This window comes from Parasutterella sp., from assembly GCF_057870745.1.
Window position 1 is genome coordinate 29,830 of sequence record NZ_DBMALT010000003.1, and the last position, 21,810, is coordinate 51,639.

Below are 21,810 nucleotides of genomic sequence, written 5' to 3' on the forward strand. Positions count from 1 at the left end.
GATCGGATAATGCTTTCTCCGTTAGGCTGGTTAAATGCGGCAGCCGCCGTCGCAGTGCGCGAAATTCAGCGGCTTTTACGCACACCGCAGGAAATCATCGTCTGCGGATTCCTTCCGATCTTTTGGGTCTTAGTTGTCTGGCTGCTGCTCGGAAACGGAATTGTGACTCAAGTCCCAACCGGCATTGTCGACAATGACCACTCACAGCTAAGCCGTGATGTGATTTCAAAAATCGATGCTACTCGTTCCGTCGGACTCGTTCCTTTTGCCTCCCATTCTGAAGCCGATAAGGCATTAAGAAACGGAACAATTTACGGTTTTATTGAGATTCCTTTCGGCTACTCACGAGACGTCACGAAAGGTGCAGGCGCCCCGATGGTGCTTTATCTCGATGAGAATCGCTATGCGGTTGCCGGAACTCTTCAAGCGGACTTAACAAGCGTGGCTACAGCGATTTCGCAGGAGCGCATGATCAAAACTTCAATGCTGACCGCAAGCGGAGTCAAAGGAGCCGAGAGGCTGGTCACAGGACTGCACTCCGACTTCTATGCACTAGGCAACATGCAGTTCAGTTTCCTCGCTTTCCTGGGAAGTAACTTGGTGCCGGGCGTCATCATGCTTGCTGCCATCTTATCTTTCGTTTCATCCATTGTTCGTGAGAACTATCAATACCGAATCAATGATTGGTTTGATACCGCAAAGGGAAGCGTGACCGCTGCATTGTTCGGCAAACTGCTCCCGCATTTCTTTTTCTACTCTCTCCTCATTGCTTCCTACATTGCCTTATTTGCCGGTTTCGGAGGCTTTGCTCCGGCTGGATCCCTATTTATTTGGTTTATCTGCGGCGCCGCGTGTTTGGCCGTGATGGCATGCACAGGAGTGTTAATTGTGGGTATCGCGCCAAACTGGCGTTTTGCCCTTGTCGTCACTTCCGGCTATGCCGCTCCTGCGCTTCCCTTTACGGGATTTTCCATGCCGCTGGATTCCATGAGTGAAATGGCTCGGATGTTCTGTAAATGCCTGCCGCTAACATGGTTTATTGAGGGTCAAACTCAACAGTGGACACTGGGAGCAAAAATTTGGGAGATGGGAACAACTTTTACAGCGTTTGCGATTCTCGCTTTTATCCCTCTTGTTATCGGCATACCGATTTTTAAGTGGAAGTACGGAAAGTTTGCAAAACAGGAAAAAATTTTGGAGGCAAAGCATGAACTCTAAATTTCCATCCCTGCTGAAATGCTTCCTATTTACCTTAAAGCAGTGCACCACAAATCTCGCCTGTGCTCCTTTTTTTTGCTTCGCGATCTTTTTCTATTCTTTCTACTACTGCTGGCCCTACATGGAACAGCTGCCTGATCATCTGAACGTCGTAGCTGTAGATCAAGATAATTCTGCACTGTCTCGTCGTTTGACTCAGGCGATGAGGGCTTCTCCCAGCCTTCAGGTCACTCAGCAAACAACCAGCCTGCCCGAAGCCGAAAACCTGATGCGCAAAGGAGGGATCAGCGCAATCTTAATTATTCCTCCGAATTTTGAGATCAACACGCTGACCAACGTGCCGACCGCGTTAGTCCTAGTCACCAACGGTGCCTTTATCGTCAAGAGCCGCGGTTCAATGAGCGGTGTGGGCGGACCGCTGCAAAAAATCGTAGCGGCATCTATCAGTGCGCATCTCGTGGAACACGGGGTGCCCTTATCGGAAATTGCCCGAGCTGCAAACAACCCTCCGTCTATGATCGTTCAAAGTATGTTCAATACGGTCAACGGCTACCTCAATTTCACCGTTCCCATCGTGTTCATGATCATTTTCCAAACGGTCTTCGTCTGCGGTATTGGAATGCTTATGAATGACTGGTTCTGGAAGAAAAAGTATCCATTTCCTCTTGCCCTAGGCGCCCGCCACCCGATGTATTTTCTGGCCATGTACGCTCCGTTTTTCTTTCTGAGTCTGTTCTGGATCCTGTTTATCGAGGGGCAGTCATTCTCCTTCCATGGGGTGAACTCATTCAAAAACGTGCCGGGCACGATTGTCGTTTCAATGATCTACGCCTTTGCCATTACTTCCCTAGGCTTGCTCATCGCGGCCTTTTTGAAGCGCTACCGATTTGTTGTTCAAATCGTCGTACCTTCCTCGATCCCGTTTGTATTTATTTCAGGCAACCTGTATCCGTGGCAAAATATTCCTTGGCCTCTGCAGGCTTTCGGATGGCTTTCCCCCACGACCGCGGGGGCATTTGCCATGCTTCGAGTCTCTCAAGCCGGAGCCTCGCTTTCCGGCGTTGCTTTCCCATATTTAACGCACCTTCTTTTGTTGGGAGCAACATTCCTGACCGGCGCCTATATTCTGATTTACAAAACTCAGAACGATCCTCAGTCTTTGGCCGAGATGGAAGATCTGCGGAACGGCATCGTGGACGAAAAACTTGCGCCGGAACTCACGCCGAAGCAGGAAAAAGAACCGACAGGCAAAGCGGTTTAGTCAGCGAATTCATCGTCATCAAGCCGGATCCTAGAGTTCCGGCTTGACCGCTTTAAAAGTCACGCCGAGCTTGTCCAACTTGCTTCGAAGCGTGTTGGGATGCATTCCTGAAAGAGCAGCAGCTCCGTCGGTGCCGGAAATCTTCCCTTTAGCTGCCTTCAGGACTGCTTCGAAATAATGCTTCTGCATCGCCTCAAAGGTTTCCAGTTTAATCAGCTCATCGGAGACGACGGACATCGCAGGTCCTAATCCTCCGGCTTCTCCTTCGAAGATGACACGAATGTTTTGATAGTCCGAAGAGGTCAGGACTGAACGTTCCAGCGTGTTTTCAAGTTCACGGACGTTGCCGGGCCACTTGTAGTTCAGCATCTGTTCGACAGATTTTTTCGACAGAACCAGAGGCTGAGAGATGCCGTATTTACTTCTCAGACGGTTCAGGAAGAATTCGGTGAGCGGGAATAAGTCTTCCGCTCTTTCCCGCAGAGGAGGAATTCGCAGAGGAAACAAATTCAGGCGATAAAGCAAGTCATTTCTAAAACGGCCTTCTTGGACCATCTCCTTGAGATCTCTATGTGTCGCGGCTACTAATCGGAAATCCACGGGAATTGATTGCACGCCGCCGATTCTTGTCACGACTTTCTGCTGCAGAACGCGAAGGAGGCGCACTTGAGCGGCAAGTGAGAGCTCTCCGATCTCATCTAAGAAAAGTGTTCCTCCGCAAGCACGTTCAAAGACGCCTTTCTTCTGGATTTTGGCGTCCGTAAATGCGCCCTTCTCATGCCCGAAGAATTCATCATCAATCAGGGTCTCCGGAATCGCTCCGCAGTTCAATTTCACAAACGGCCCGGATTCCCGCTTAGAGAGCTGCTGGATCAGGTTCACAACCACTTCTTTACCGCAGCCCGTTTCTCCTAAAACCAGCATCGGTACCTCGGTTGAACTAACCTTCTCCACTTTCGCCGTAATTTCTTTTAGTGAGGGCGTACGCGCCGTGAAGCGATTAACCAAAGCCATTCGGCTTTCTCTTACACAATCCTTCAGGCCGTCGTTTTCGTGAATTAAATCCCGGTTGTTTGCCAGAAGCACGGAATTCAGTGCGTTGGATGTCATTAACGAGAAAGAGTCATGAAGTGACTTCAAAAGATTGCGCTGTGCTTCGTTGAACTGATCATAGCGACGGCTGTAAAAGCAGACGACACCCAAGTGTCGATCTTCTTTGTCCATCGAGAGCATCAGATAGGACTTCACATCGGGAAGGCACTCAGATAGAACTTTTTGAGTGAACCGATCTTCCGATATGTCCGAGCAGTTCAAAACTTTGTCAATGATTTTGAGCGGACGAAGAGATCTGGGCGGTTCAACCGAACCCAGCGGAGAAGAAAGGCCATTTCGTCTGCAGTGCGCCACAAACACAATCGAGTGCTTCTGAACATCGAAGATATTTACGAAAGCGCCGTCCGCATCAAGAAAGTCCTGAAGCACCTCAAAAACACGAGATAGTGACTCTTCTGCGTTAATCGAAGAATTGATCGCAAGGATCGCTGGGAGTTGGAGGTCTTTATTCACGATATTTAGTGACTCACGATATTTCATACTATTTTAACTCACGAAATATCGTTAATAATCTTTACGTATTAATACGCAATTTGAAATTATCTTAATTTTCAAGTAGTTAAGATTTTCGAAAAAGTTGGCACGGTCTTTGCAATGAGATTAATCAAAAGCAATTCACTCACTTACATCCATTGGAGAAAATATGAAGACCACACCTTCTCGCCGTTCTTTCCTGAAATTAGCGGCAGGCTGCACAGCTCCGGCTTTCGGAAGTCTCGCATTCGCGGCTCCTCAAACTCAACAAAAATTCGATAAAGTCGCTGACGTCATCGTCATCGGCAGCGGATTTGCCGGCCTGGCCGCAGCCTTAGAAGCCAAAGAAAAAGGGGCTTCTGTCATGCTGCTTGAAAAAATGCCTGCTTACGGCGGAAACTCTGCCATCAACGGCGGGGCTTTCGCTGTTGCCGGCTCTCCGCTTCAGGAAAAAGAAGGCATCAAGGACTCTCCTGAACTCATGCTCCAGGACATGATTAAGTCCGGCCGCGGTTTGAGCCACGTCGATCTTCTGAAGAACATTGTTTACGGTACTCGTCCTGCTTTTGATTTCACCGTCAAGTACGGTGTTAAGTACAAACCTTTCGTTCAGCACTTCGGCGGCCACAGCGTCCCCCGTATCATGCAGACCGTTGAAAGTACCGGCGGCGGCATCACTCGTCCGCTCGTTGAAGCAGCCAAAAACCTCGGGGTGGACATGCACTTAGGCTGCGCCGTTACTGACCTTGTTCTCAACGACGAAGGCCGCGTCATTGGCGTCAAGGTTCTTGAACGTCATGACTATCGCAAAGAAAACTCCGGCGTTCCTCAGGTTTACGGTGCCAGAAAAGGTGTGGTCGCTGCCACCGGCGGTTTCTCTCAGAACGTTGCTTTCCGTATGCAGCAGGATCCGACACTCGGGCCGAACCTTGAATCCACCAACCATCCCGGCGCCACCGGTGAAGTTCTCCAGAATATGCTGGCCATCGGCGCTCTTCCGATTCAGCTGGATCAGATTCAGCTCGGACCGTGGTCTTCTCCTGACGAACGCGGCTTCGGCTTAGTTTCTCAGTTCAACACGATTGCCGGTTTCCCGAAAGGCATCATGGTTGACAAGCGTACCGGCAAACGTTTCGTGAACGAACTGGCCGACCGCAAAGCTCGTTCAGACGCAATCCTCAAGCAGCTCGACGAAAACGGAAAACCCGTTTATCCGATTTGCTTTACCGACAGCGTCGGCGTCAAACAGGCTCAGACTCTTAAGAACGGCCTGAAGTACGGTGTTATCAAGAAATTTGACACTTTAGGTGAACTTGCCGATGCCTACGGCATTCCTAAAGAAGCTTTGATCAAACAGGTTGAAGAATTCAACGCCTATGTCCGCGAAGGCAAAGATAAGCAATTCGATCGTCCGCTCGCACTGGCTATCGAGATTAAGAAGGCTCCGTTCTATGCAGCCCGCGTCTGGCCGAAAGTCCACTACTGCATGGGCGGTGTCGGAATCACAAAGAACGCTGAAGTCTTAAACGTCAGAACACAAAAACCGATTCCCGGGCTTTACGCAGCAGGTGAAGTAACCGGCGGAACACACGGTGCCAGCCGTCTCGGCGGATGCGCCATCGCTGACGGTCTTGTCACCGGCCGAGTCGCCGGAGACGCAGTCGTCGCCAACACTCCCGTCAACCTCGAATAGCCTCACCACGGAAAGGATAACAACATGAAATCGCTCAATCTCCTCGTCCTCGCTGCCGCATTATTTATCGCCCTTCCGGCATCCGCTCAGCAGGTAAAGCCCTATCACCAGAACATTAAAGACTGCGCCGCCTGCCATACCAAAGAAAACGCAGTTGCCGGCAATCAGTTCGTCACGCCCGACAACAAAGCCTGCTTGACCTGCCATCAAAGCTATGCAGCTGTCGCAGAAAAAACCAAGAACCTGAAGAACGGTGAGCCCAATCCGCATGCCAGCCACCATTACGGCGAAGGCATTGCCTGTACGGCCTGCCACTCCGAGCACAAGACTTCTCAGGTCTACTGCAACAACTGCCACGAATTCAAATATCAGATTAAGTAATTACTCGAATACTCCCCAATACGACCCAAAGAGGAAAATAAAATGAGACTTTCTATCATCGCTTTACTCCTTATGTCTGCCGGAATCGCCAACGCCGGAGTTGTTACGCTCAACGGCTCCAACCTCACTCAGGACGAAGCCTGGGCCATCGCCGAAGGCAAAGACACCGTCGCCATCGCTCCTGAAGCCATGGACCGCCTCAAAAAAGCCCATGAACTTGTTCTTCTGGCAGCCAAAGGCGGCACACCGGTTTACGGCCTGACCGTCGGTGTCGGCCTGAACAAAGACAAACCGCTCTTCAAAGCAAACGGCGAACTCTCCGAAGAAGTCATTGAAGCTTCGAAAGCCTTTAACCACAATGCTCTGAGAAGCCACTCCGCTGCCATCGGCCCCATGATGTCCAAAGAACTGACTCGTCTGCAGATGGTCATTCGTTTGAATACCCTTCTTGCCGGCCAGACCGGTGCTCAGCCCTACGTTGCCGAGCTCTATAAAGAATTCCTGAACAAAGGCATTACACCGGAAATCCCGTCCCGCGGTTCCGTCGGTGAAGCCGACATCACGATGTCTTCTCACGTCGGCGCAGTGATGATGGGTGAATGGCGCGCTAAGGTTGACGGCAAAGAAATGAGCGGTAAGGAAGCGCTTCAGAAGGCCGGTCTTAAGCCGCTGGTTCCGGAAGGAAAAGACGCTCTTGCCATTTTGTCCACCAATGCCGCAGCTGTCGCTGAGACGATGGATGCCGCTCGTCATGCCCGCACCATCATCGATGCCACACCCCGCGTCTTTGCCTTGAGCTTGGAAGCTCTGAACGGCAACATTGCTCCGGTTCTTCCTCAGGTCACCAAAGTTCACCCCTTCTCCGGCTTGGAAGAAGAAGCCGCTAAGATTCGCGACAACCTGAAAGGTTCTTACCTCTGGGAAAAGAACAAGGACCGAGCTCTTCAGGATCCTCTGTCCTTCCGCACAACAGTCTACACCATGCGTGAAGCCCGCGAAGCTCTCAAGGACTTAGATAAAGAAATCAAGGTTCAGATCAACTCTTCCGACGACAATCCCGCAACCATCCTGAACGCCGGTAAGGATTACGCAGACCACAGTCAGGTTGCTATGTACTTCGTCGAAGGCAACGGCCTGAAAGGCGCCATCATCCCGACATCCAACTTTGAACCGCTGCCCGTTGCCATGGCTGCTCAGCGCCTCGGCATCGCGATGACTCATTTGTCTCATAACAGCGTCCAGCGCACGATCCATCTGTCCGACGACCATTTCACCGGTCTGACACGCTTCCTGTCCGATCCTGAAAACAAAGGTCACGCCTTCGGTGCCATCCAGAAGCCCTTCGTTGCCATGCATGCCGACAGCCTCGCTCAGAGCAACCCGGTTTCCGCTCTTGGTACTCCGGTAGCAGGCGACATTGAAGACACCTACACCAACCTCCCGCTAGTTGCTGAAAGACTCAAACGCATCGCCGACAATACAGGCTACGTCTACAGCCTTGAAATGCTTCACTCCACACAGGGTATCGACCTGAGAAAGAAACTCAAAGGCGACTTCAAGATGTCCGAAGCTACCCGCAAGCTCTATCAAGACTATCGTGCCAAAGTCCCGTATGTCAGCCGTGACCGTATCTACACGGACAACATCGAAGACGGCAAGCAGATGATCATGAACGGTGTTGCTTCTAAGTAATCAGAAGAGGAGATAGAAATGAAGAAATCAGCTTTCTTTGCAGCACTTCTTTGTGCCGTCTCCTCCGGCGCCTACGCCGCTTCCGACGTGACGCTTTACGGAGTGGTTGACGGAGCCGTCTCGGTTTCCAAAGTCAAAGGCCAGGCCGCACGAGTGGGTTTTGACAACGGCATTTGGGCCGGTTCCCGCTTCGGTATCAAAGGCAACGAAGATTTAGGCAGCGGATACAACCTCGGCTTCATCCTGGAGCAAGGTTTTAAGACTTTCTCAGGCGACGCCATGAATTCTTCCAAGGCCTTTGCCCGCCAGAGCACATTATCTCTGTCCGCTCCTTTCGGTACCTTTGCTGCCGGCCGTACGGGCGGTTTGTCTTCCGACTGCGGAACCTACAACATCCTGCACGGTTCTTCACTCTGGACGTCTTACTACAGCACGGGCAATATCTACGGCACGTTCATTCTGTCCGACCGTATGGACAACGTCCTGCTGTACAACACACCGGATATGAACGGCTCAACCGTTCACTTCATGTATTCCAACGGCATGGGTGAGAACGGCGACGAACAGAAATGGTCTAAAGACGATCACTACTACGGCGTCGGCTATGAGTATGCCAAGGGCCGAGCTCTTTTCAGCGCCATGTGGGAAATGTATGACCACAAGGAACACAATCTGAAGAGCTCTCAGATCTTCACGATGGGCGGATCTTATGACTTCGGTTCCTTCAGCCTTTACGGCGCCTATCAGTTTGCTTATCGCGCCAGCCGCTTGCCGACTTACGCATTTGCCAACGAGTTAGGACCTAAAGGCGCCAACCAGCACGGCTTCTCCGCCTCCATCGGAGTTCCTGTTGCCGGTGGTACGGCTAAGCTCCAAGGAAACTACGGCTTCGGAAAGATCAAAGAGGGCTCACGCGACTACAGTATGTATTCGATTGCCACCGCCTATGAATATCCGATCAGCAAGAGAACGCTGTTCTACTCCTTCGCCGGTTACGGCCAAGGCAAGAAAGCTGCTTCTTCTATCGGAGAGCTCAACAGCTGGACAATCAGCGCCGGTTTAAGCCACAGCTTCTAACCTGCGTCTGCAGCACTGAAACTTTTTCATTGAGTTGATAACAACACGGCTCCTGCTTGAGATCTCAAACAGGAGCCGCTTTTTATTTTCTGTAACGCTGCGCCAAATGTCTTGCCCCGGAAGACTAAGGTTCTTTTACAACTTCGGCGAAGAGGTCATAGTCGGAAGAATCCGTGACTTTGACGTCCACAAAGTCTCCAGGCTTCACATTCGGATTGTTTTCAATAAAGACTAAGCCGTCAATATCCGGAGCGTCGGCAGTAGATCTGGCCGTCGCAATACCGTCTTCATCGGGCGCTTCATCCACTAAGACTTTGATCGTCTTGCCTACTTTCTCGCGCAGAAGTTCTTTGGAGATTTCGCTTTGAACTTCCATGAAGCGCTCTCTTCTTTCTACGCGAACGCTTTCCGGAAGAGCTCCGGGCAGATCATTCGCAGCCGCGCCTTCTACGGGAGAATAAGCAAAGCAGCCAACGCGGTTGAGACGAGCTTCTTTCAGGAAGTCCAAGAGGTACTGGAATTCTTCTTCAGTTTCTCCCGGGAAGCCGGTGATGAACGTTGAACGAATCGTGATGTCCGGACAAATCGCACGCCAAGCATTGATGCGTTCCATGTTGTATTCGCTTCCCGGGCGTTTCATGGCCTTCAGAATTCTCGGATGAGCGTGCTGGAAAGGAACGTCGAGATACGGCAGGATCTTGCCTTCAGCCATCAGCGGAACGATTTCATCAACGGAGGCATACGGGTACATGTAATGCGGACGTACCCAAACGCCGAGTTTGCCGAGCTCTTCGAATAAGACCTTAATGTTGGTCTTCACGGCCCGTCCGCCGATGAAGTCCAGTTTGTACTTCACATCCTGACCATATGCCGCCGTGTCCTGCGCAATGACGAGCAGTTCTTTCACACCGCTCTTGACGAGATTAGATGCCTCACGAACGACGGAACCGATCGGACGGGATACCAGCGGACCTCTCAGCGAAGGAATAATGCAGAACGTGCAGTGATGGTTGCAGCCCTCGGCAATCTTGAGATAGGCATAGTGTTTCGGGGTCAGAAGAACGCCGCCTGCAGGCACCAAGTCACCGAAAGGCTCATGCGCTCTCGGAAGGTTGTCATGCACCAGACGGAGGACCTCTTCGGTCTGCTCAGGACCTGTCACGCCGAGCAATTTCGGGAAACGCAGGGCGACGAAGTTGCCTTCCTCGGTATTTTTACCGCCCAAGCAGCCGGTCACAATGACCTTGCCGTTTTCGCTCAACGCTTCGGAAATCGCTTCCAGAGACTCTTGAACTGCGGCATCGATGAAGCCGCAAGTGTTCACGATCACAAGATCAGAGTCTTTGTAGGTCGAGCTAATGAGGTACCCTTCGGCTCTGAGTTCGGTAACGATGCGTTCACTGTCGACAAGCGCTTTAGGACAGCCCAGAGAAACAAAACCCACGCGGGGAGGACGTTTGGTCATTTACTTACTTCACAAGTGGTCGTTTAAGAGTTTCGGCAGCTGCTTCATAGCCGCCGAGATTACGGATATTTTTATATCCGAGCTTGCTGAGAATCTGACTTGCCATTTCCGCACGGCGCCCGGAACGGCAGTAAAGCTCAATATCATCGTCAGGCTTGGCACCTAAGGCCTTAAATTGATCCACAAAGTCCGGCGCGGAGTAGTTAGCAACCAAGGCGCCTTCAACCTTGCCCGTCGTCGCAATTTCCGACGGGGTTCGAACATCAACCAAGAAAGTTTTAGCTTGAGCAGCAGTCATCATCAGTCCAAAAAGAACAGCTATCCCTAAAATCTTCTTAATCATAGTTTTTCCTTTCTTTTGCAACGTATTCGCGTACCAGCGTGAGTACATTGCCGTAGTTTTCCGCATTGGTCCAAAGATTTAACTCGCCGTGCAAACCGGCCTGCAGCGTAATCTTTTTCCAATAAGGCGCTTCGTGCACGGCAACAACTTCTCCCCACTCAAACATACGGGAGCGGGAAGAGTGTTTGTTGATGTAGAAGGTGTTCTTGAGTCTGATGATTGAACCCAGCAGGCTAAGAATCAAATCCAAGAAACTTGTGAGGGCTGAAGCCGAAGAACGATACTCACAGAAAACTCCGTCCTGATCCAGCCGGTAATAAACCTGGCGATGCGGCTGCATGACAAGCATGAGCCAAATCACAAACGCCGCCACGCCGGGCACGATCAAGAGCGCCCACGGGGAGTCAAAGATAAGACTGCGGGAAAAGCGGCTGATCACGAACAAAATAAAAACGAAGAAAGCGAAAGCCCAAGCACATTTCTTAGCGTCAATTAATTTGAAGCCGGGCTGAATGTAATACCAGCTGATCTCGCCGGATCTTCTTCTCGAACTATCGCTTGCAGATGAATGCGCCATGGCGTCCTGTTACCTTATCTCTTCTATAGCTGTAAAAATGCTCGGGATCGGAGTATGTGTCACGTTCGCAATCGGTGACTTCAGTCACACCGGCCTGCTTTAAAGCTTCCTTGGCAAAGCGGGCTAAATCCAAGTGCCAGACGCCCTCTCCGATCGATTCCAATGCATCGTCGGCTGCGGCTTTAACAGCAGATGCTCGGTAGTAGTCTGCGACGTCGTCCCGCACTTCGAAATGATCTTTGCGGATATGCGGTCCGATCCAAGCGATGATTTCGTCTTCTTCGCCAATTTCTTTTCTCATGGCTGCGACGGTGTTTTGCAGGACCCCGTCAGCTAAGCCCTTCCATCCGGCGTGAGCGGCTGCAATAACGATTCCTTTTTTGTCGCAAAGCAACACCGGCACACAGTCGGCGGTCATGACAACGCAGGGAATACCGGCGGCAGTCGTAAATTCGGCGTCGGCTTGTTCTTCAGCGTTGTTGTCCTCTGCTCTGACAACTTGAGAAGAATGAACTTGGCTGAGCCACTTGGGCTCGGCGCCTAACATGTCGGTCACAATCCTGCGATTTCCGCGAACCGAGTACTTATTGTCTCCGACATGATTTCCGAGATTAAGGCCGCAAAAGCCGTCTTTGTCGCCATAGGCGCCGGCAGACATGCCGCCTGAACGCAGCGTAAAGAAAGCTTTGATGTTTTCCGGAGCGTTCCATTCGGGAACGATCACTTCCAATTCCGGTTTACTTTGCATGGACTGCATCCTTATTCTTTCGTGCGTTCGATTTTCCAGTTGGAATCGGCGTCATCATCGTCGTCTCCGAAATCGAAGTCATCCCAAGAGCTGATCCTTCCGACGGCTTTCTGATTCTCTGACAACTCATCGTTGTCGATCATGACAACCGGATCTCCGAAGACTTCGGAAGGACGATCCCACGGACCGAAGCCCAATTCATCCATCAAATCCCTAAAATCCTGGGGCGGTTCGGCAAACCATTCCATCGTTTCTTTGGTGACCGGATGGATCAGCCCCAAACGACTGGCATGCAGCGCCTGTCGATCGAAAGAATTCAGCACGGAACCATCTTCTTTGGGTTTGGGAAGCTTATTGCGGTAGAGGGGATCTCCGATCAGCGGCAGGCCGATGGATTCCATGTGCACTCTAATTTGATGAGTACGGCCGGTTTTTAATCGGCAGGCAACCCAAGAGAAAGGCTTACCTTTGACTTCTTTCTGATCAATGCAGCGAATATGTGTTGTCGCGGGTTTAGCTCGGCCGCCTTTTCCGATCGTAAAGCGCAGCGGATTTCGAGGATCACGTTCAATAGCCGCTTCAATGACTTTATCCGCAGGTGCCTTACCGCGTGTCAGTGCCCAGTATTCGCGTTTTACTGTGCGGGCCTGAAGCTGCTGGACCAAATCGAGCATGGCTTTTTCGTTTTTGGCCACAACCATCAAACCGGTGGTGTCGCGGTCCAAACGGTGAACAATACCGGCGCGAGGCAGTGTTCTGAAAATCGGGTTGTAAGCCAGCAGACCGTTTAAGAGCGTGTCGTCCCAATGGCCGGCAGCCGGATGTACAACCAATCCTGCCGGTTTATTGATGACCAAGATGTCGTCATCTTCGTAAACCACGTCGACGTCCATCGCCGTAGCAATGAAATCCATATCTTCAAGGCGAGGCTTAATTTCAACAGAAACTTCGTCGCCGAAACTCATTTTTTCTTTGGGTTTATCAACAGTTTTGCCGTTGACTTTGACCAATCCGTCTTCAATCAGGGTCTTCAGACGAGAGCGGGAAATGTCTTTTAAAGAAGAAGCCAAGACTTTATCGAGGCGCTCTCCGTCAAGATCGAGGGTAACTTCAAAAGTTTCAATTTTTGAAGATTCCTGTAATTCGGTTTCTTCAAAAGCCTCAGTCTGACTATAATCATCTAATTCAATATTCATTTTGACCTTAAGTTCTATGTCTTTTGCCCTGAAAACAATAATCAAGCGGACATTAACGGCCGCCTGTCTGGGTTCCGTTATTTTAGCGACTACATCGTGCAGTATGTTTAAAGGGGTTGAAGACCCGACGGAAGGCTGGACGGCTGACAAACTGTATGTCGAGGCCCGAGACAATCTGAATGAAGGCAACTACGAAACGGCCCGTGACTACTATCAGAAGTTAGAGGCCCGTTATCCTTACGGTCGCTATTCTCAGCAGGCCCAAGTTGAGACTGCTTACTCTTACTTTAAAGAAGGAGAACCGCAGCAGGCCATCGCAGTCTGCGATCGTTTCTTAAGACAATACCCTGAGCATCCGTTGTCTCCGTACGCCCTCTACATTAAGGGCATTGCCACTCTGGACGAAGATGAAGGCTGGATGAGCTATCTGACCCGCCAGGACCTTTCTAAGCGCGACGCTCAGGCTGCGCGCGATGCTTTCGATATTTTCAAAGAATTAGTGCTTCGCTTCCCGAACAGCCGCTACGCCCGCGATGCTCGCGAACGTATGCATGAGCTCGTCGAAGCTCAGGCTAAGTACGAAATTAATACTGCCAAGTATTACTACGTTCGCGACGCCTACATCGCCGCGATTAACCGCGCAGAAAACGTTCTTCTGAACTTCCAGACTTCTCCACAGGCAGAAGAAGCTTTGCTCATCATGCGTGACAGTTACAACAAGCTCGGCATGGATGACAAGGCCGCTGATATTCAGCGAATTCTGGATGCCAATAAGAACCGCGGTTCTTACGATACCTACCTGCGTGCCCAAGAACTTGAAGCCGCACAAGCTGCCGCCGCTCCGCAAGCAGGCACAGCTTCCAAATAAGCTGTTTTAATGCGAAATAAGAAGTTTTTTGCCGTGACAGGAGCAGCGCTGCTGCTTCTGGCCGGCTGCCGCACTATTCCTCAGAACCCTGAGGAGATGACCTGCGGCGATCTGCAGTACCTGGCCGAGGAATCTATCGATAAACTCGGTCTACCCTTTTTTGCTACTCAGGTTAAATATCCCGGCGACTGGCGCCTTTTTGCCCGTAATCAATGGATTAAAGAAGGCAGCCGTGTCCGCGTCCGTGACAATAAACGCGATTACCTTCAGATGGAAATGCTGGAGATCGGCGGCACAATCATGGAGCAGACGCCCTATCGTGTCCGAATTCCTGTCGCGCAGTGCAAGAACGCCAACAAAGAACGCATGGCGACGCTTGAGTACAAAAATCTTATCATTGATTCTCCCGAGAAAATCTCCCGCACAGAGGCAGTGGACTTCAAAGGCAAAGAATCCGTGGACTATCTTGCTCGCCTCATCTGCGGTTTCCAGCCGATCCCGGCTTTAGACAAAACGCAAGTCATGGCACAGAAGTGGAAGAACTGCACGCCCGACTCAGCGAACTGAAATAACTGCTCTAAGAAAATTACGAATTTTCGAAAGCACCTTCTTGAAATTCTATGACCGACCTCCTTTTTAGGAGGTTTTCTATTTGATCTGAAACGTATTTTTTCAAACGCAGGAAGTGATCTCTAGAAAGATTTTATATAATGATAATCATTCTTATTCTCATTCTTTTTTTTTTACTTTTCTACATTCGAGATCATCTTATGTTCAAACTCTTTGCCTCTGCTTTCATCGCCGGTACCTTAGCCATGTCAGCTGCCGCAGCCGCCGACCTTCCTAAAGAAATCAACATTGTCTACGTCAAAGCTCCTTTCAATCTTCAGAACATCGTTATGAAGGAAAAAGGAATGCTGGAAAAAGCATTCGAAAAAGACGGAGTGAAGGTCAACTGGAAGACGATTACTTCCGGCTCCAAGCAAACCCAAGCTATGGCCGGAGGCGCGATTGATATTTCCGCAGTTATGAACACCTCTTCTCTACTGATGGCCAACGGCGCCGGTAATAAGGTGCTGATCGCAACCGGCGTTGCGCATCCTGCAGACACTTTTGCGATCGTCGGTAAACCCGGTGCAAATTTCTCCGTTAAGGATCTCAAAGGCAAAAAGATCGCCGGTCCTAAGGGCACCGTCTTACATCAGCTTTTGGTCGCTGCATTAGCTAAGAATGGAATGTCAATTAACGATGTTGAATTCATCTCCATGGATCAGCCTTCTGCACTTTCGGCTCTTTTAGCCGGCCACATCGACGGTGCTTTGCTGGCTGCCAGCGGCGTCATCAAAGCAGAAAAATCCGGTTCTAAAGTAATCACCACCGCCAAAGATTTGGTGAACGTGAATCTTGTGACGACAGTGCGCGAAGACTTTGCCAAAAAGTATCCTGAAGCATTGGATGTCGTAGTCAAAGTCCAAAGAGATGCCCTCGCTTGGATTGAAAAACATCCAGAAGCAGCTTTGGCTTTAGGCGCTAAAGAACATGGCATTGACATTGGAGAAGCTAAAAAATTAGCTTCCTGGTCCAATTACTACAACACTCTGACGGAAAAGGACATTAAGGGCTTGGAAGAGGATCAGAATTTTCTCATCAATAACAAGATGATGGAAAACCGTGTAGTCGTGAAATCACTGGTCCTTCCGTCTGCGCTCAAATAACTTCAGAAGTTCAAGATGTATCAAGAAATCGACGATTGCATCTTTCTGCGCGAACCTGAAGGCACCGTAAGTTTCTGTCGCGACGATCTTTACCGTTATTCCGGACCGCGTTCCATGATCGCAAGTGCTTTAGTTTTCAGGATAATGAAAGAAGCGATTCATGACTTGTCTCCTTCGGACATTCCTGAAAGAAAAGCCTTCATGATCCTCAGCGGCCATGCAGGTCCCGGAGTCCGAGACGGATTTGAACTGCTCACCCGGGCTTTTACAGAAGGTCGATATCGTGTTGACGCTGTCGGAGCCCCGAAAGAGGCTCCGCGTTCGGCTGCCGGCGGCCATATGTTTTTCCGAATCGGCTACAAAAATAAAGCTATGCTTTACGTTTTGTCTGATGAACTCTTCGGAGAAAAGTGGTTTCGACAGGTTCAAATGCATCAAGAGGGCTCCGTATCTGCGGAGGCTCACGCACAGTACCTTGTTTACAAAAATGACCTCTGCGGAAAAATTTTGTACTTACCGTCAATTTTTTCCATTCGCTGCCCTTGTTCACCCGACGAATTAATCATGTTGGCACCGAAGGTGGATTGATTTTTTCAACCTTATCGTTCAGTACACGCCGGTCTTGTTTTGGGATCGGCGTTTTTTTCAGAAGAAGAAAAAAACTTGTCCGCTTAGCTAAAGGTCTCTGCAGCAAAAAATTTTAGAATACGGAACTAAATACTCTAACTCAGCCTACTCAAACAAATTTCAAATCCTCGGGTTATGCAGACTATTTCTTCAGTTTCAATTATCGGTTCCGGCTCTCTGGCCAATGTCTTTGCAAACGTCCTTCATGACTTTTTGCCGGAGTTCAAACTCCATTCTGTTTTAGGTCGAACTCAAGGGAAGGCTCAGGCCTTCGCCTCAAAATATAACTGTAGAGCAGTCTTTGACATCGAAGATTTTCTGAAGGATGCGGCGCCGGTCGTTGTTGAACTTGCCGGCGGTTTAGCTTTGAAAGAATATGCGCTCCCGATCCTCAAATCCGGAAGGACGTTGATTTGTCTCTCCACCGGAGCTTTTGCTGACGACGATTTCAAGCAGGAAGCAATCCGTATCGCAGCTGAAAACAACGGACGGATCTGCATCGTCAATGGTGCCGTCGGCGGCTTGGACTTCCTTCAAACCTGCTCATTGCAGCACGGTGAACATGAACTCATCATTGAGACAACTAAGTCACCTAAATCTCTGCTCGGCGCACCTGGTCTGGAAGGAATTAATTTGGATTTAGCGAAAAGAGCCGTAGTTTTTGAAGGCGGGGTTCAAGAGGCAATCAAAGGTTTTCCGAAGAACATCAATGTCGGTGTTATCACTGCCCTGGCCTCTGAAAATCCGCAAACCAAAGTCCGAATTGTTGCTGACCCTGCTGCCCGCAGCAATACACATAAGATTACTTATCGCTCAGCTCTGGCCGACGCCACCATGGAGTTTTTTGGCAAGCCGGATCCGGCAAATCCGAAGTCCAGTACGACAGCAGCGCTCAGCGCAGCAGCTTGCCTAAAGAACCTCTACAGCCCCATTACTTTCTGGTAACCACAGTTAAGAAAACGGAGGCTGCCTCTCATGACGCCTCCGTTTCCAATTAACTTTTTCAGGACAGTACTTAGCCTCTCGGCTCCTGGCATCTTTCCAGGAAATTCATTGCCGTATCAAAAACCTTGGTACGGGCGAAGTCCGGCAGACTCTTCCAAATCTTCGTCCCGTATCCCTTGGATAACAGACGGTTATCGCAGAGAATCAACAGCCCTTCATCTTTCTCATCACGAATCAGTCGGCCAGCGCCCTGCTTGAGCAGCATGATCGCTTCGGGAATCGAAATCTCGTTAAACGAACTCTTGCCTTCGGCCTCAAGTTCTTTTGAACGTCCTTCAAATACCGGATCATCGGGCGGCGGGAAAGGAATCTTATCGATCACGACGAGAGACAAAGCATCGCCTTTGATATCCACGCCTTCCCAGAAACTCATAGAACCGACCAGAACGGAGTTTTCTTCGCTTCTGAAACGGCGCAGCAGCTCTTGTTTGGACTGTTCGTTCTGAACAAGGATGTTCATTGAAACGCCTTCCGTCTCGGCAAAGTAACGCAGCGCCTCGGAAATAACTTCCATTGCGCGAAGCGTAGTACACAGCACAAAGGCCCTGCCCTTATTCTTCTTGATAAAAGGCCAAATACGTTTAGCGACTTCGTCAGAAAAATTCGGCGCACTCGGAATCGGCAAGTCCTCAGTGATGTAGAGCATTCCTTGCGCTTTAAAGTCAAAGGGACTTTCCCAAGACTTCGTTTCGGCATCTTCCAATCCGACTTGATCCACAAAATGCTTGAAATTGCCGTTAGCCGCCAGCGTCGCAGAAGTTAAAACCCACGGCTTGCCCTGCACTTCGCGGGCGCTCTTGAGCATCTCAGCATAAGAGAGCGGCGTGGTGTTAAAAAAGATGTTCTTCGGTTTGACGGTAAACCAATCCAAAAGCGGGCCTTTCATCGAACGAGACACGGCTTTGCCGCTGAATACGTCACGCCAGTATTCGATGAGTTCGAGCGCTTCGGTGCACCGTTCGTCGAGCTTCGTCATCTCAGGAGATGCCTCTTTGTGCACATGAACCGCGTTGCTGAGTTTCTCTACCGCATTCAAAAGCTTTTTAAAAGGCTCAACTAAAAGATGCTTATCCTTGAACTTGGCAACGGCAAGTTGTTTATCTTTGGTGTTCAGGATGTTGTGCGTCGTGCTGATTAAATCATCGCAAGCGTTCGAAATGGTCTTGTAGATACCGTTCCAATCAATCTGTTTGTTGACACCGTAACCTTGAGATACCGCGTCCGCAGCCAAATTCCTGACCTCATAAAGGTTCAGCGTCTGAGAAAAGAAGTTCGTCGCGATGTTGGTCAGCTGGTGAGCCTCATCAAGCACCACCAGGTCAAATTCCGGCAGAAAGTCCGTGATTTGATTGTCTTTAAGCGAAATATCGGCCAGGAACAGATGATGGTTAATCACCAAAAGCTGAGCTTCTTTTGCCTTCTCTCTGGCCTGCATCACAAAGCAGTCGTTGTAATGATCGCAATTGGGGCCGAGACAGTTTTCACCGGTACTTGTCACTTCCGGCCAAATACCGGAGTTTTCGGGAACATCGGTAATGTCGCCGCGCTCGCCGGTCACGGACTGTCCGGCAAACTTCTTAATGCGATGAAGATGAACGACTTCTTCTCGAGACTTAGCAACGTAGGAATCTTCCTGAAGCGCATGTTCTAAACGCTGCTTGCAGATGTAGTTGGAACGTCCTTTGAGGAGTGCAACACGGCAGCCCATGCCTAGGGCTTTTAAAAGCGCCGGAATGTCCTTCGTAAAAAGCTGATCCTGCAGCGTCTTTCCTGCAGTAGAAATCAGGACTTTCTGATCTTTCAGGAGCGCAGGAACAAGATAAGCAAACGTCTTGCCGGTGCCTGTACCCGCCTCAGCTACAAGCGTTTTTCCTTTTTCCAATGCTTCCGCCACCGAGGTCGCAAATTCAATTTGCGAGGGTCTCGGCGTGTAATTCGCGGTAACTTTAGAGAGAGGTCCGTCCTTGGCAAAAACGTCGGCAACTTCTTTTACGAATTCTGATGGCATTTAGGTTCCTTGTTTAGGAACACAATCCTATCAGATCAAGGAGTTCCGATCTTTTTTGGATTGTTACAGCCGAGGAATCAAGTCACCTGTGACGCTGTTCTTCTTCTCTTGCTCTTCACGAAGCTTGACCTGACGTTCATACTCCGCAGCTTTTTCTGCGCGCTTCTTGATATTTTCAGCGCGTTTCTTCTCGGCTGCGGCGCGGCGCTCGGCTCTAGCTTGAATACGTTCTTCAGGCGTCATAGAAGGAGCTTCAGGAACTTTACTTTCCTGCTCGGCAATGCGCTGTTCGCGCTCCTGCTGCTTCATGGCATAGGCTTCGGCATTCGCTTTTTCTTCTTCGGGTGTCAGAACGCGATCTGCGGCATGGCCTTCGCCCGGTTTACGAGGCGTGACATCACGTGTCTTGGGAGGAGCTTTAGCCGCGCGCGGAGGCTGAGCATCCATCTTGGCGTTTTTAGCGGCTTGTTTTGCCTCCGCTGCTTTGCGGTCTTTCACAGCTTGCTCGGAGCGTTCCTTTCTCAAGAAGTCTCTGGCCACAAGCCAAACGCGGCGAGCTTCATTGATGTGTTCCGTGCGTTCGGTTTTAGCCTTATCCAAGCAGTAGGTCACAAAAAAGTTTCTGTAGCACTGAGCCGTTTCCTCTTTGTACCAGTTTTCCCAGGCTCGCTTTTCTTCGTCATAAGCCGCAATCACTTCTCTGGCTCGAGCAGCATTTGTAATGGAGTGCGGATCGTACCTCTTGGCAAAAGGTTCGGTCGACGGCGGCTCCACGGCACAGGCATTAAAGCTAATTAAGCCGAGAGTGAGAAGAATAAGCGGAATTCGCATCCGAAAAGCTCCTGAATGATGTGCGGGCTAAGCGAAAAAATAAGACCTGAGATTTATTCTTCCCAGATCTTGTTATTCTAACTAAAAGTTTATGCCTTCCTTATTTACCGCCAAGGCCGCTTCTTTGATGGCCTCGCTGAAGGTCGGATGAGGATCGCAGATCAGTGCCATGTCTTCTGCGATCGCGCCGAAGGATAAGGCATCGCAGCCTTGCGCAATCAGCTCGCCGGCCTGCGGACCGATGATGTGCAGACCTAAAACTATATTGGTCTCCGCATCTGCCAGCATCTTCACAAAGCCCTGCGTTTCACCGACGGCTCGCGCCCGACCGTTTGCCATGAACGGGAAGACGCCGACCTTATAGGCCCTTCCGGCGTTCTTCAGTTCCTCTTCGGTCTTGCCGACCCAGGCAATTTCGGGCTCGGTGTAAACCACGGAAGGCACTCGTTCAATGTGCGTTACCGCTTTACGTCCGGCAATGCGTTCTGCAGCCGCAACGCCCTCTTCTTCCGCTTTATGCGCAAGCATCGGCCCTTTGACAAGGTCACCGATCGCCCACACCCGAGGAAGGTTCGTGCGGTTTTCTGCATCAACTTCAACAAATCCTCTTTCGTCGAGCTTAAGACCGACGACAGGCGCATCCAGCGCGGCAGTGAACGGAACGCGGCCGATGGAGATGATCAGGCGGTCCACCCACATTTCGCTGTTTTTTCCGTCCTTGTCTTTGTACTGGACAATAACGCGGTCACCGTCATTTTGAATACTGTCGATGTGAACACCGAATTCCATATCCAAACCTTGCTGCTTAAATGCCTTCAGGGCTTCTCTGCTCACAGCAGAATCGGCAAAAGGCAGAAGCGTCGGCATAGCTTCAAGAATTCGGACATCGGCACCGAGGCGCTTCCAGACGCTGCCGAGTTCAAGTCCGATCACGCCGGCGCCGATAATGCCCAAAGCAGAAGGCACGCTCTTTAAGTTCAGTGCGCCTTCATTGGACAGAATGCGGTCTTCGTCAAAAGGAACGCCCGGAAACTGTCTGGGTTTGCTGCCGGTGGCCAGAACAACGTTCTTCGCAAAAACACGCGTTTCGTCCTTGCCTTCGACGCCGATCAGATATCCGTCTTCGTCGGAAGTCACAAAGAATCCGCGTCCGCTTAAGAACGTGATTTTGTTCTTGCGGAAGAGATAAAGAATTCCGTCGTTGGTCTGACGAACGATCTTAGCCTTGCGGCCAATCATCGTCGGAACGTCAATCGAGGGTTCTTCGACTTGAATCCCGTGCTCTGAAGCTTTGTCTCTGATTTCTTCAAAAAGGCAGCTGCTCGCAAGAAGCGCCTTAGATGGAATGCAGCCGACATTAGTACAAGTCCCTCCGGGGGCAGGTTTGCCGTCGGTGACCCAATCGTCGATACAGCAAACCGACAAACCTAACTGAGCAGCTCTGATCGCGGAAACATATCCGCCGGGACCGGCGCCGATGACGACGACGTCAAAAGTCTGAATATCATCTTTCATTGG

At 50.4% G+C, this 21,810-nt stretch carries 20 protein-coding genes; 11 read left to right on the forward strand and 9 right to left on the reverse strand.

Annotated features, from left to right (window positions below; translation table 11 throughout):
* Positions 1–9: 9 nt before the first annotated feature.
* A complete protein-coding gene (locus ACZND6_RS01490) occupies positions 10–1,218 on the forward strand; it encodes an ABC transporter permease (RefSeq protein ID WP_008811024.1) in 1,209 nt (402 codons plus the stop codon).
* A complete protein-coding gene (locus ACZND6_RS01495) occupies positions 1,208–2,479 on the forward strand; it encodes an ABC transporter permease (RefSeq protein ID WP_489524314.1) in 1,272 nt (423 codons plus the stop codon). The genes ACZND6_RS01490 and ACZND6_RS01495 overlap by 11 nt, the downstream gene beginning before the upstream one ends.
* A 30-nt stretch (positions 2,480–2,509) precedes the next feature.
* Here the strand turns inward: ACZND6_RS01495 and ACZND6_RS01500 are convergent, their stop codons facing one another.
* The gene (locus ACZND6_RS01500; protein WP_300875988.1) at positions 2,510–4,072 is read right to left on the reverse strand and encodes a sigma-54-dependent Fis family transcriptional regulator; all 1,563 of its coding nucleotides are present in this window, start codon (positions 4,070–4,072) and stop codon (positions 2,510–2,512) included.
* 163 nt (positions 4,073–4,235) lie between these two features.
* Here ACZND6_RS01500 and ACZND6_RS01505 point away from each other — a divergent pair, with 163 nt between their 5' ends.
* From ACZND6_RS01505 to ACZND6_RS01520, 4 genes are read left to right on the forward strand one after another with little or no spacing between them, the layout of a single operon-like run.
* Complete coding sequence (locus ACZND6_RS01505; protein WP_300875991.1) at positions 4,236–5,759, forward strand: flavocytochrome c; 1,524 nt, start codon at positions 4,236–4,238, stop codon at positions 5,757–5,759.
* Positions 5,760–5,783: 24 nt separating this feature from the next.
* Positions 5,784–6,140, forward strand: a complete 357-nt coding sequence (locus ACZND6_RS01510) for a cytochrome c3 family protein (RefSeq protein WP_008811020.1) — start codon at positions 5,784–5,786, stop codon at positions 6,138–6,140.
* A gap of 42 nt (positions 6,141–6,182) precedes the next feature.
* On the forward strand, positions 6,183–7,832 hold the full coding sequence (locus tag ACZND6_RS01515; RefSeq protein ID WP_008811019.1) for an HAL/PAL/TAL family ammonia-lyase: 1,650 nt from the start codon (positions 6,183–6,185) through the stop codon (positions 7,830–7,832).
* An 18-nt stretch (positions 7,833–7,850) separates the two neighbouring features.
* Positions 7,851–8,909 (forward strand): porin, encoded by a 1,059-nt coding sequence (locus ACZND6_RS01520; RefSeq protein WP_008863851.1) that lies wholly within the window; start codon positions 7,851–7,853, stop codon positions 8,907–8,909.
* Positions 8,910–9,033: 124 nt separating this feature from the next.
* On the opposite strand, the gene rimO is transcribed toward ACZND6_RS01520, so the two are convergent.
* The 5 genes from rimO to ACZND6_RS01545 are packed head-to-tail and all read right to left on the reverse strand — an operon-like array spanning position 9,034 to position 13,238.
* Positions 9,034–10,374 (reverse strand): 30S ribosomal protein S12 methylthiotransferase RimO, encoded by a 1,341-nt coding sequence (gene rimO / locus ACZND6_RS01525; RefSeq protein ID WP_489524315.1) that lies wholly within the window; start codon positions 10,372–10,374, stop codon positions 9,034–9,036.
* 4 nt (positions 10,375–10,378) lie between these two features.
* Positions 10,379–10,717 carry a rhodanese-like domain-containing protein gene (locus tag ACZND6_RS01530; protein WP_008864121.1) on the reverse strand — a complete coding sequence of 113 codons (339 nt, stop codon included), beginning with the start codon at positions 10,715–10,717 and terminating at the stop codon, positions 10,379–10,381.
* Positions 10,710–11,294 (reverse strand): hypothetical protein, encoded by a 585-nt coding sequence (locus ACZND6_RS01535; RefSeq protein WP_022099608.1) that lies wholly within the window; start codon positions 11,292–11,294, stop codon positions 10,710–10,712. The genes ACZND6_RS01530 and ACZND6_RS01535 overlap by 8 nt, the downstream gene beginning before the upstream one ends.
* Positions 11,269–12,042: a peptidoglycan editing factor PgeF gene (gene pgeF, locus ACZND6_RS01540; RefSeq protein WP_370748052.1), complete on the reverse strand. Its 774-nt coding sequence runs from the start codon at positions 12,040–12,042 to the stop codon at positions 11,269–11,271. Before pgeF ends, ACZND6_RS01535 begins: the two co-directional genes overlap by 26 nt.
* An 11-nt stretch (positions 12,043–12,053) precedes the next feature.
* A complete protein-coding gene (locus tag ACZND6_RS01545; protein WP_293737711.1) occupies positions 12,054–13,238 on the reverse strand; it encodes an RluA family pseudouridine synthase in 1,185 nt (394 codons plus the stop codon).
* A 16-nt stretch (positions 13,239–13,254) separates the two neighbouring features.
* Between ACZND6_RS01545 and ACZND6_RS01550 the strand changes: the two genes are divergently transcribed.
* From ACZND6_RS01550 to ACZND6_RS01570, 5 genes are all read left to right on the forward strand, one after another.
* Positions 13,255–14,106: an outer membrane protein assembly factor BamD gene (locus ACZND6_RS01550; protein ID WP_293737712.1), complete on the forward strand. Its 852-nt coding sequence runs from the start codon at positions 13,255–13,257 to the stop codon at positions 14,104–14,106.
* A 9-nt stretch (positions 14,107–14,115) separates the two neighbouring features.
* Positions 14,116–14,673: a hypothetical protein gene (locus ACZND6_RS01555; protein WP_293737713.1), complete on the forward strand. Its 558-nt coding sequence runs from the start codon at positions 14,116–14,118 to the stop codon at positions 14,671–14,673.
* Between the two features lie 203 nt (positions 14,674–14,876).
* Positions 14,877–15,821 carry an ABC transporter substrate-binding protein gene (locus ACZND6_RS01560; protein WP_293737714.1) on the forward strand — a complete coding sequence of 315 codons (945 nt, stop codon included), beginning with the start codon at positions 14,877–14,879 and terminating at the stop codon, positions 15,819–15,821.
* 15 nt (positions 15,822–15,836) lie between these two features.
* Complete coding sequence (locus ACZND6_RS01565; RefSeq protein ID WP_300876549.1) at positions 15,837–16,409, forward strand: hypothetical protein; 573 nt, start codon at positions 15,837–15,839, stop codon at positions 16,407–16,409.
* A gap of 174 nt (positions 16,410–16,583) precedes the next feature.
* Positions 16,584–17,393 (forward strand): aspartate dehydrogenase domain-containing protein, encoded by an 810-nt coding sequence (locus ACZND6_RS01570; protein ID WP_489524316.1) that lies wholly within the window; start codon positions 16,584–16,586, stop codon positions 17,391–17,393.
* Positions 17,394–17,463: 70 nt separating this feature from the next.
* Here ACZND6_RS01570 and yoaA read toward each other — a convergent pair whose 3' ends face one another.
* From yoaA to lpdA, 3 genes are all read right to left on the reverse strand, one after another.
* Positions 17,464–19,461, reverse strand: coding sequence for a DNA repair helicase YoaA (yoaA, locus tag ACZND6_RS01575; RefSeq protein ID WP_489524317.1), 1,998 nt, complete (start codon positions 19,459–19,461; stop codon positions 17,464–17,466).
* Between the two features lie 63 nt (positions 19,462–19,524).
* Positions 19,525–20,292, reverse strand: coding sequence for a hypothetical protein (locus tag ACZND6_RS01580; RefSeq protein ID WP_489524318.1), 768 nt, complete (start codon positions 20,290–20,292; stop codon positions 19,525–19,527).
* A gap of 81 nt (positions 20,293–20,373) precedes the next feature.
* Entirely contained in the window at positions 20,374–21,807 is a 1,434-nt protein-coding gene (gene lpdA, locus ACZND6_RS01585; RefSeq protein ID WP_370748056.1) for a dihydrolipoyl dehydrogenase, read from the reverse strand.
* Between the last annotated feature and the right edge of the window lie 3 nt (positions 21,808–21,810).

Excerpts from the sequence above, each read along its gene's own strand:
- ACZND6_RS01490 (WP_008811024.1), top strand. The coding sequence starts at position 10 with ATGCTTTCTCCGTTAGGCTGGTTAAATGCGGCAGCCGCCGTCGCAGTG.
- ACZND6_RS01495 (WP_489524314.1), top strand. The coding sequence starts at position 1,208 with ATGAACTCTAAATTTCCATCCCTGCTGAAATGCTTCCTATTTACCTTA.
- ACZND6_RS01500 (WP_300875988.1), bottom strand. The coding sequence starts at position 4,072 with ATGAAATATCGTGAGTCACTAAATATCGTGAATAAAGACCTCCAACTC.
- ACZND6_RS01505 (WP_300875991.1), top strand. The coding sequence starts at position 4,236 with ATGAAGACCACACCTTCTCGCCGTTCTTTCCTGAAATTAGCGGCAGGC.
- ACZND6_RS01510 (WP_008811020.1), top strand. The coding sequence starts at position 5,784 with ATGAAATCGCTCAATCTCCTCGTCCTCGCTGCCGCATTATTTATCGCC.
- ACZND6_RS01515 (WP_008811019.1), top strand. The coding sequence starts at position 6,183 with ATGAGACTTTCTATCATCGCTTTACTCCTTATGTCTGCCGGAATCGCC.
- ACZND6_RS01520 (WP_008863851.1), top strand. The coding sequence starts at position 7,851 with ATGAAGAAATCAGCTTTCTTTGCAGCACTTCTTTGTGCCGTCTCCTCC.
- rimO (WP_489524315.1), bottom strand. The coding sequence starts at position 10,374 with ATGACCAAACGTCCTCCCCGCGTGGGTTTTGTTTCTCTGGGCTGTCCT.
- ACZND6_RS01530 (WP_008864121.1), bottom strand. The coding sequence starts at position 10,717 with ATGATTAAGAAGATTTTAGGGATAGCTGTTCTTTTTGGACTGATGATG.
- ACZND6_RS01535 (WP_022099608.1), bottom strand. The coding sequence starts at position 11,294 with ATGGCGCATTCATCTGCAAGCGATAGTTCGAGAAGAAGATCCGGCGAG.
- pgeF (WP_370748052.1), bottom strand. The coding sequence starts at position 12,042 with ATGCAAAGTAAACCGGAATTGGAAGTGATCGTTCCCGAATGGAACGCT.
- ACZND6_RS01545 (WP_293737711.1), bottom strand. The coding sequence starts at position 13,238 with ATGAATATTGAATTAGATGATTATAGTCAGACTGAGGCTTTTGAAGAA.
- ACZND6_RS01550 (WP_293737712.1), top strand. The coding sequence starts at position 13,255 with ATGTCTTTTGCCCTGAAAACAATAATCAAGCGGACATTAACGGCCGCC.
- ACZND6_RS01555 (WP_293737713.1), top strand. The coding sequence starts at position 14,116 with ATGCGAAATAAGAAGTTTTTTGCCGTGACAGGAGCAGCGCTGCTGCTT.
- ACZND6_RS01560 (WP_293737714.1), top strand. The coding sequence starts at position 14,877 with ATGTTCAAACTCTTTGCCTCTGCTTTCATCGCCGGTACCTTAGCCATG.
- ACZND6_RS01565 (WP_300876549.1), top strand. The coding sequence starts at position 15,837 with ATGTATCAAGAAATCGACGATTGCATCTTTCTGCGCGAACCTGAAGGC.
- ACZND6_RS01570 (WP_489524316.1), top strand. The coding sequence starts at position 16,584 with ATGCAGACTATTTCTTCAGTTTCAATTATCGGTTCCGGCTCTCTGGCC.
- yoaA (WP_489524317.1), bottom strand. The coding sequence starts at position 19,461 with ATGCCATCAGAATTCGTAAAAGAAGTTGCCGACGTTTTTGCCAAGGAC.
- ACZND6_RS01580 (WP_489524318.1), bottom strand. The coding sequence starts at position 20,292 with ATGCGAATTCCGCTTATTCTTCTCACTCTCGGCTTAATTAGCTTTAAT.
- lpdA (WP_370748056.1), bottom strand. The coding sequence starts at position 21,807 with ATGAAAGATGATATTCAGACTTTTGACGTCGTCGTCATCGGCGCCGGT.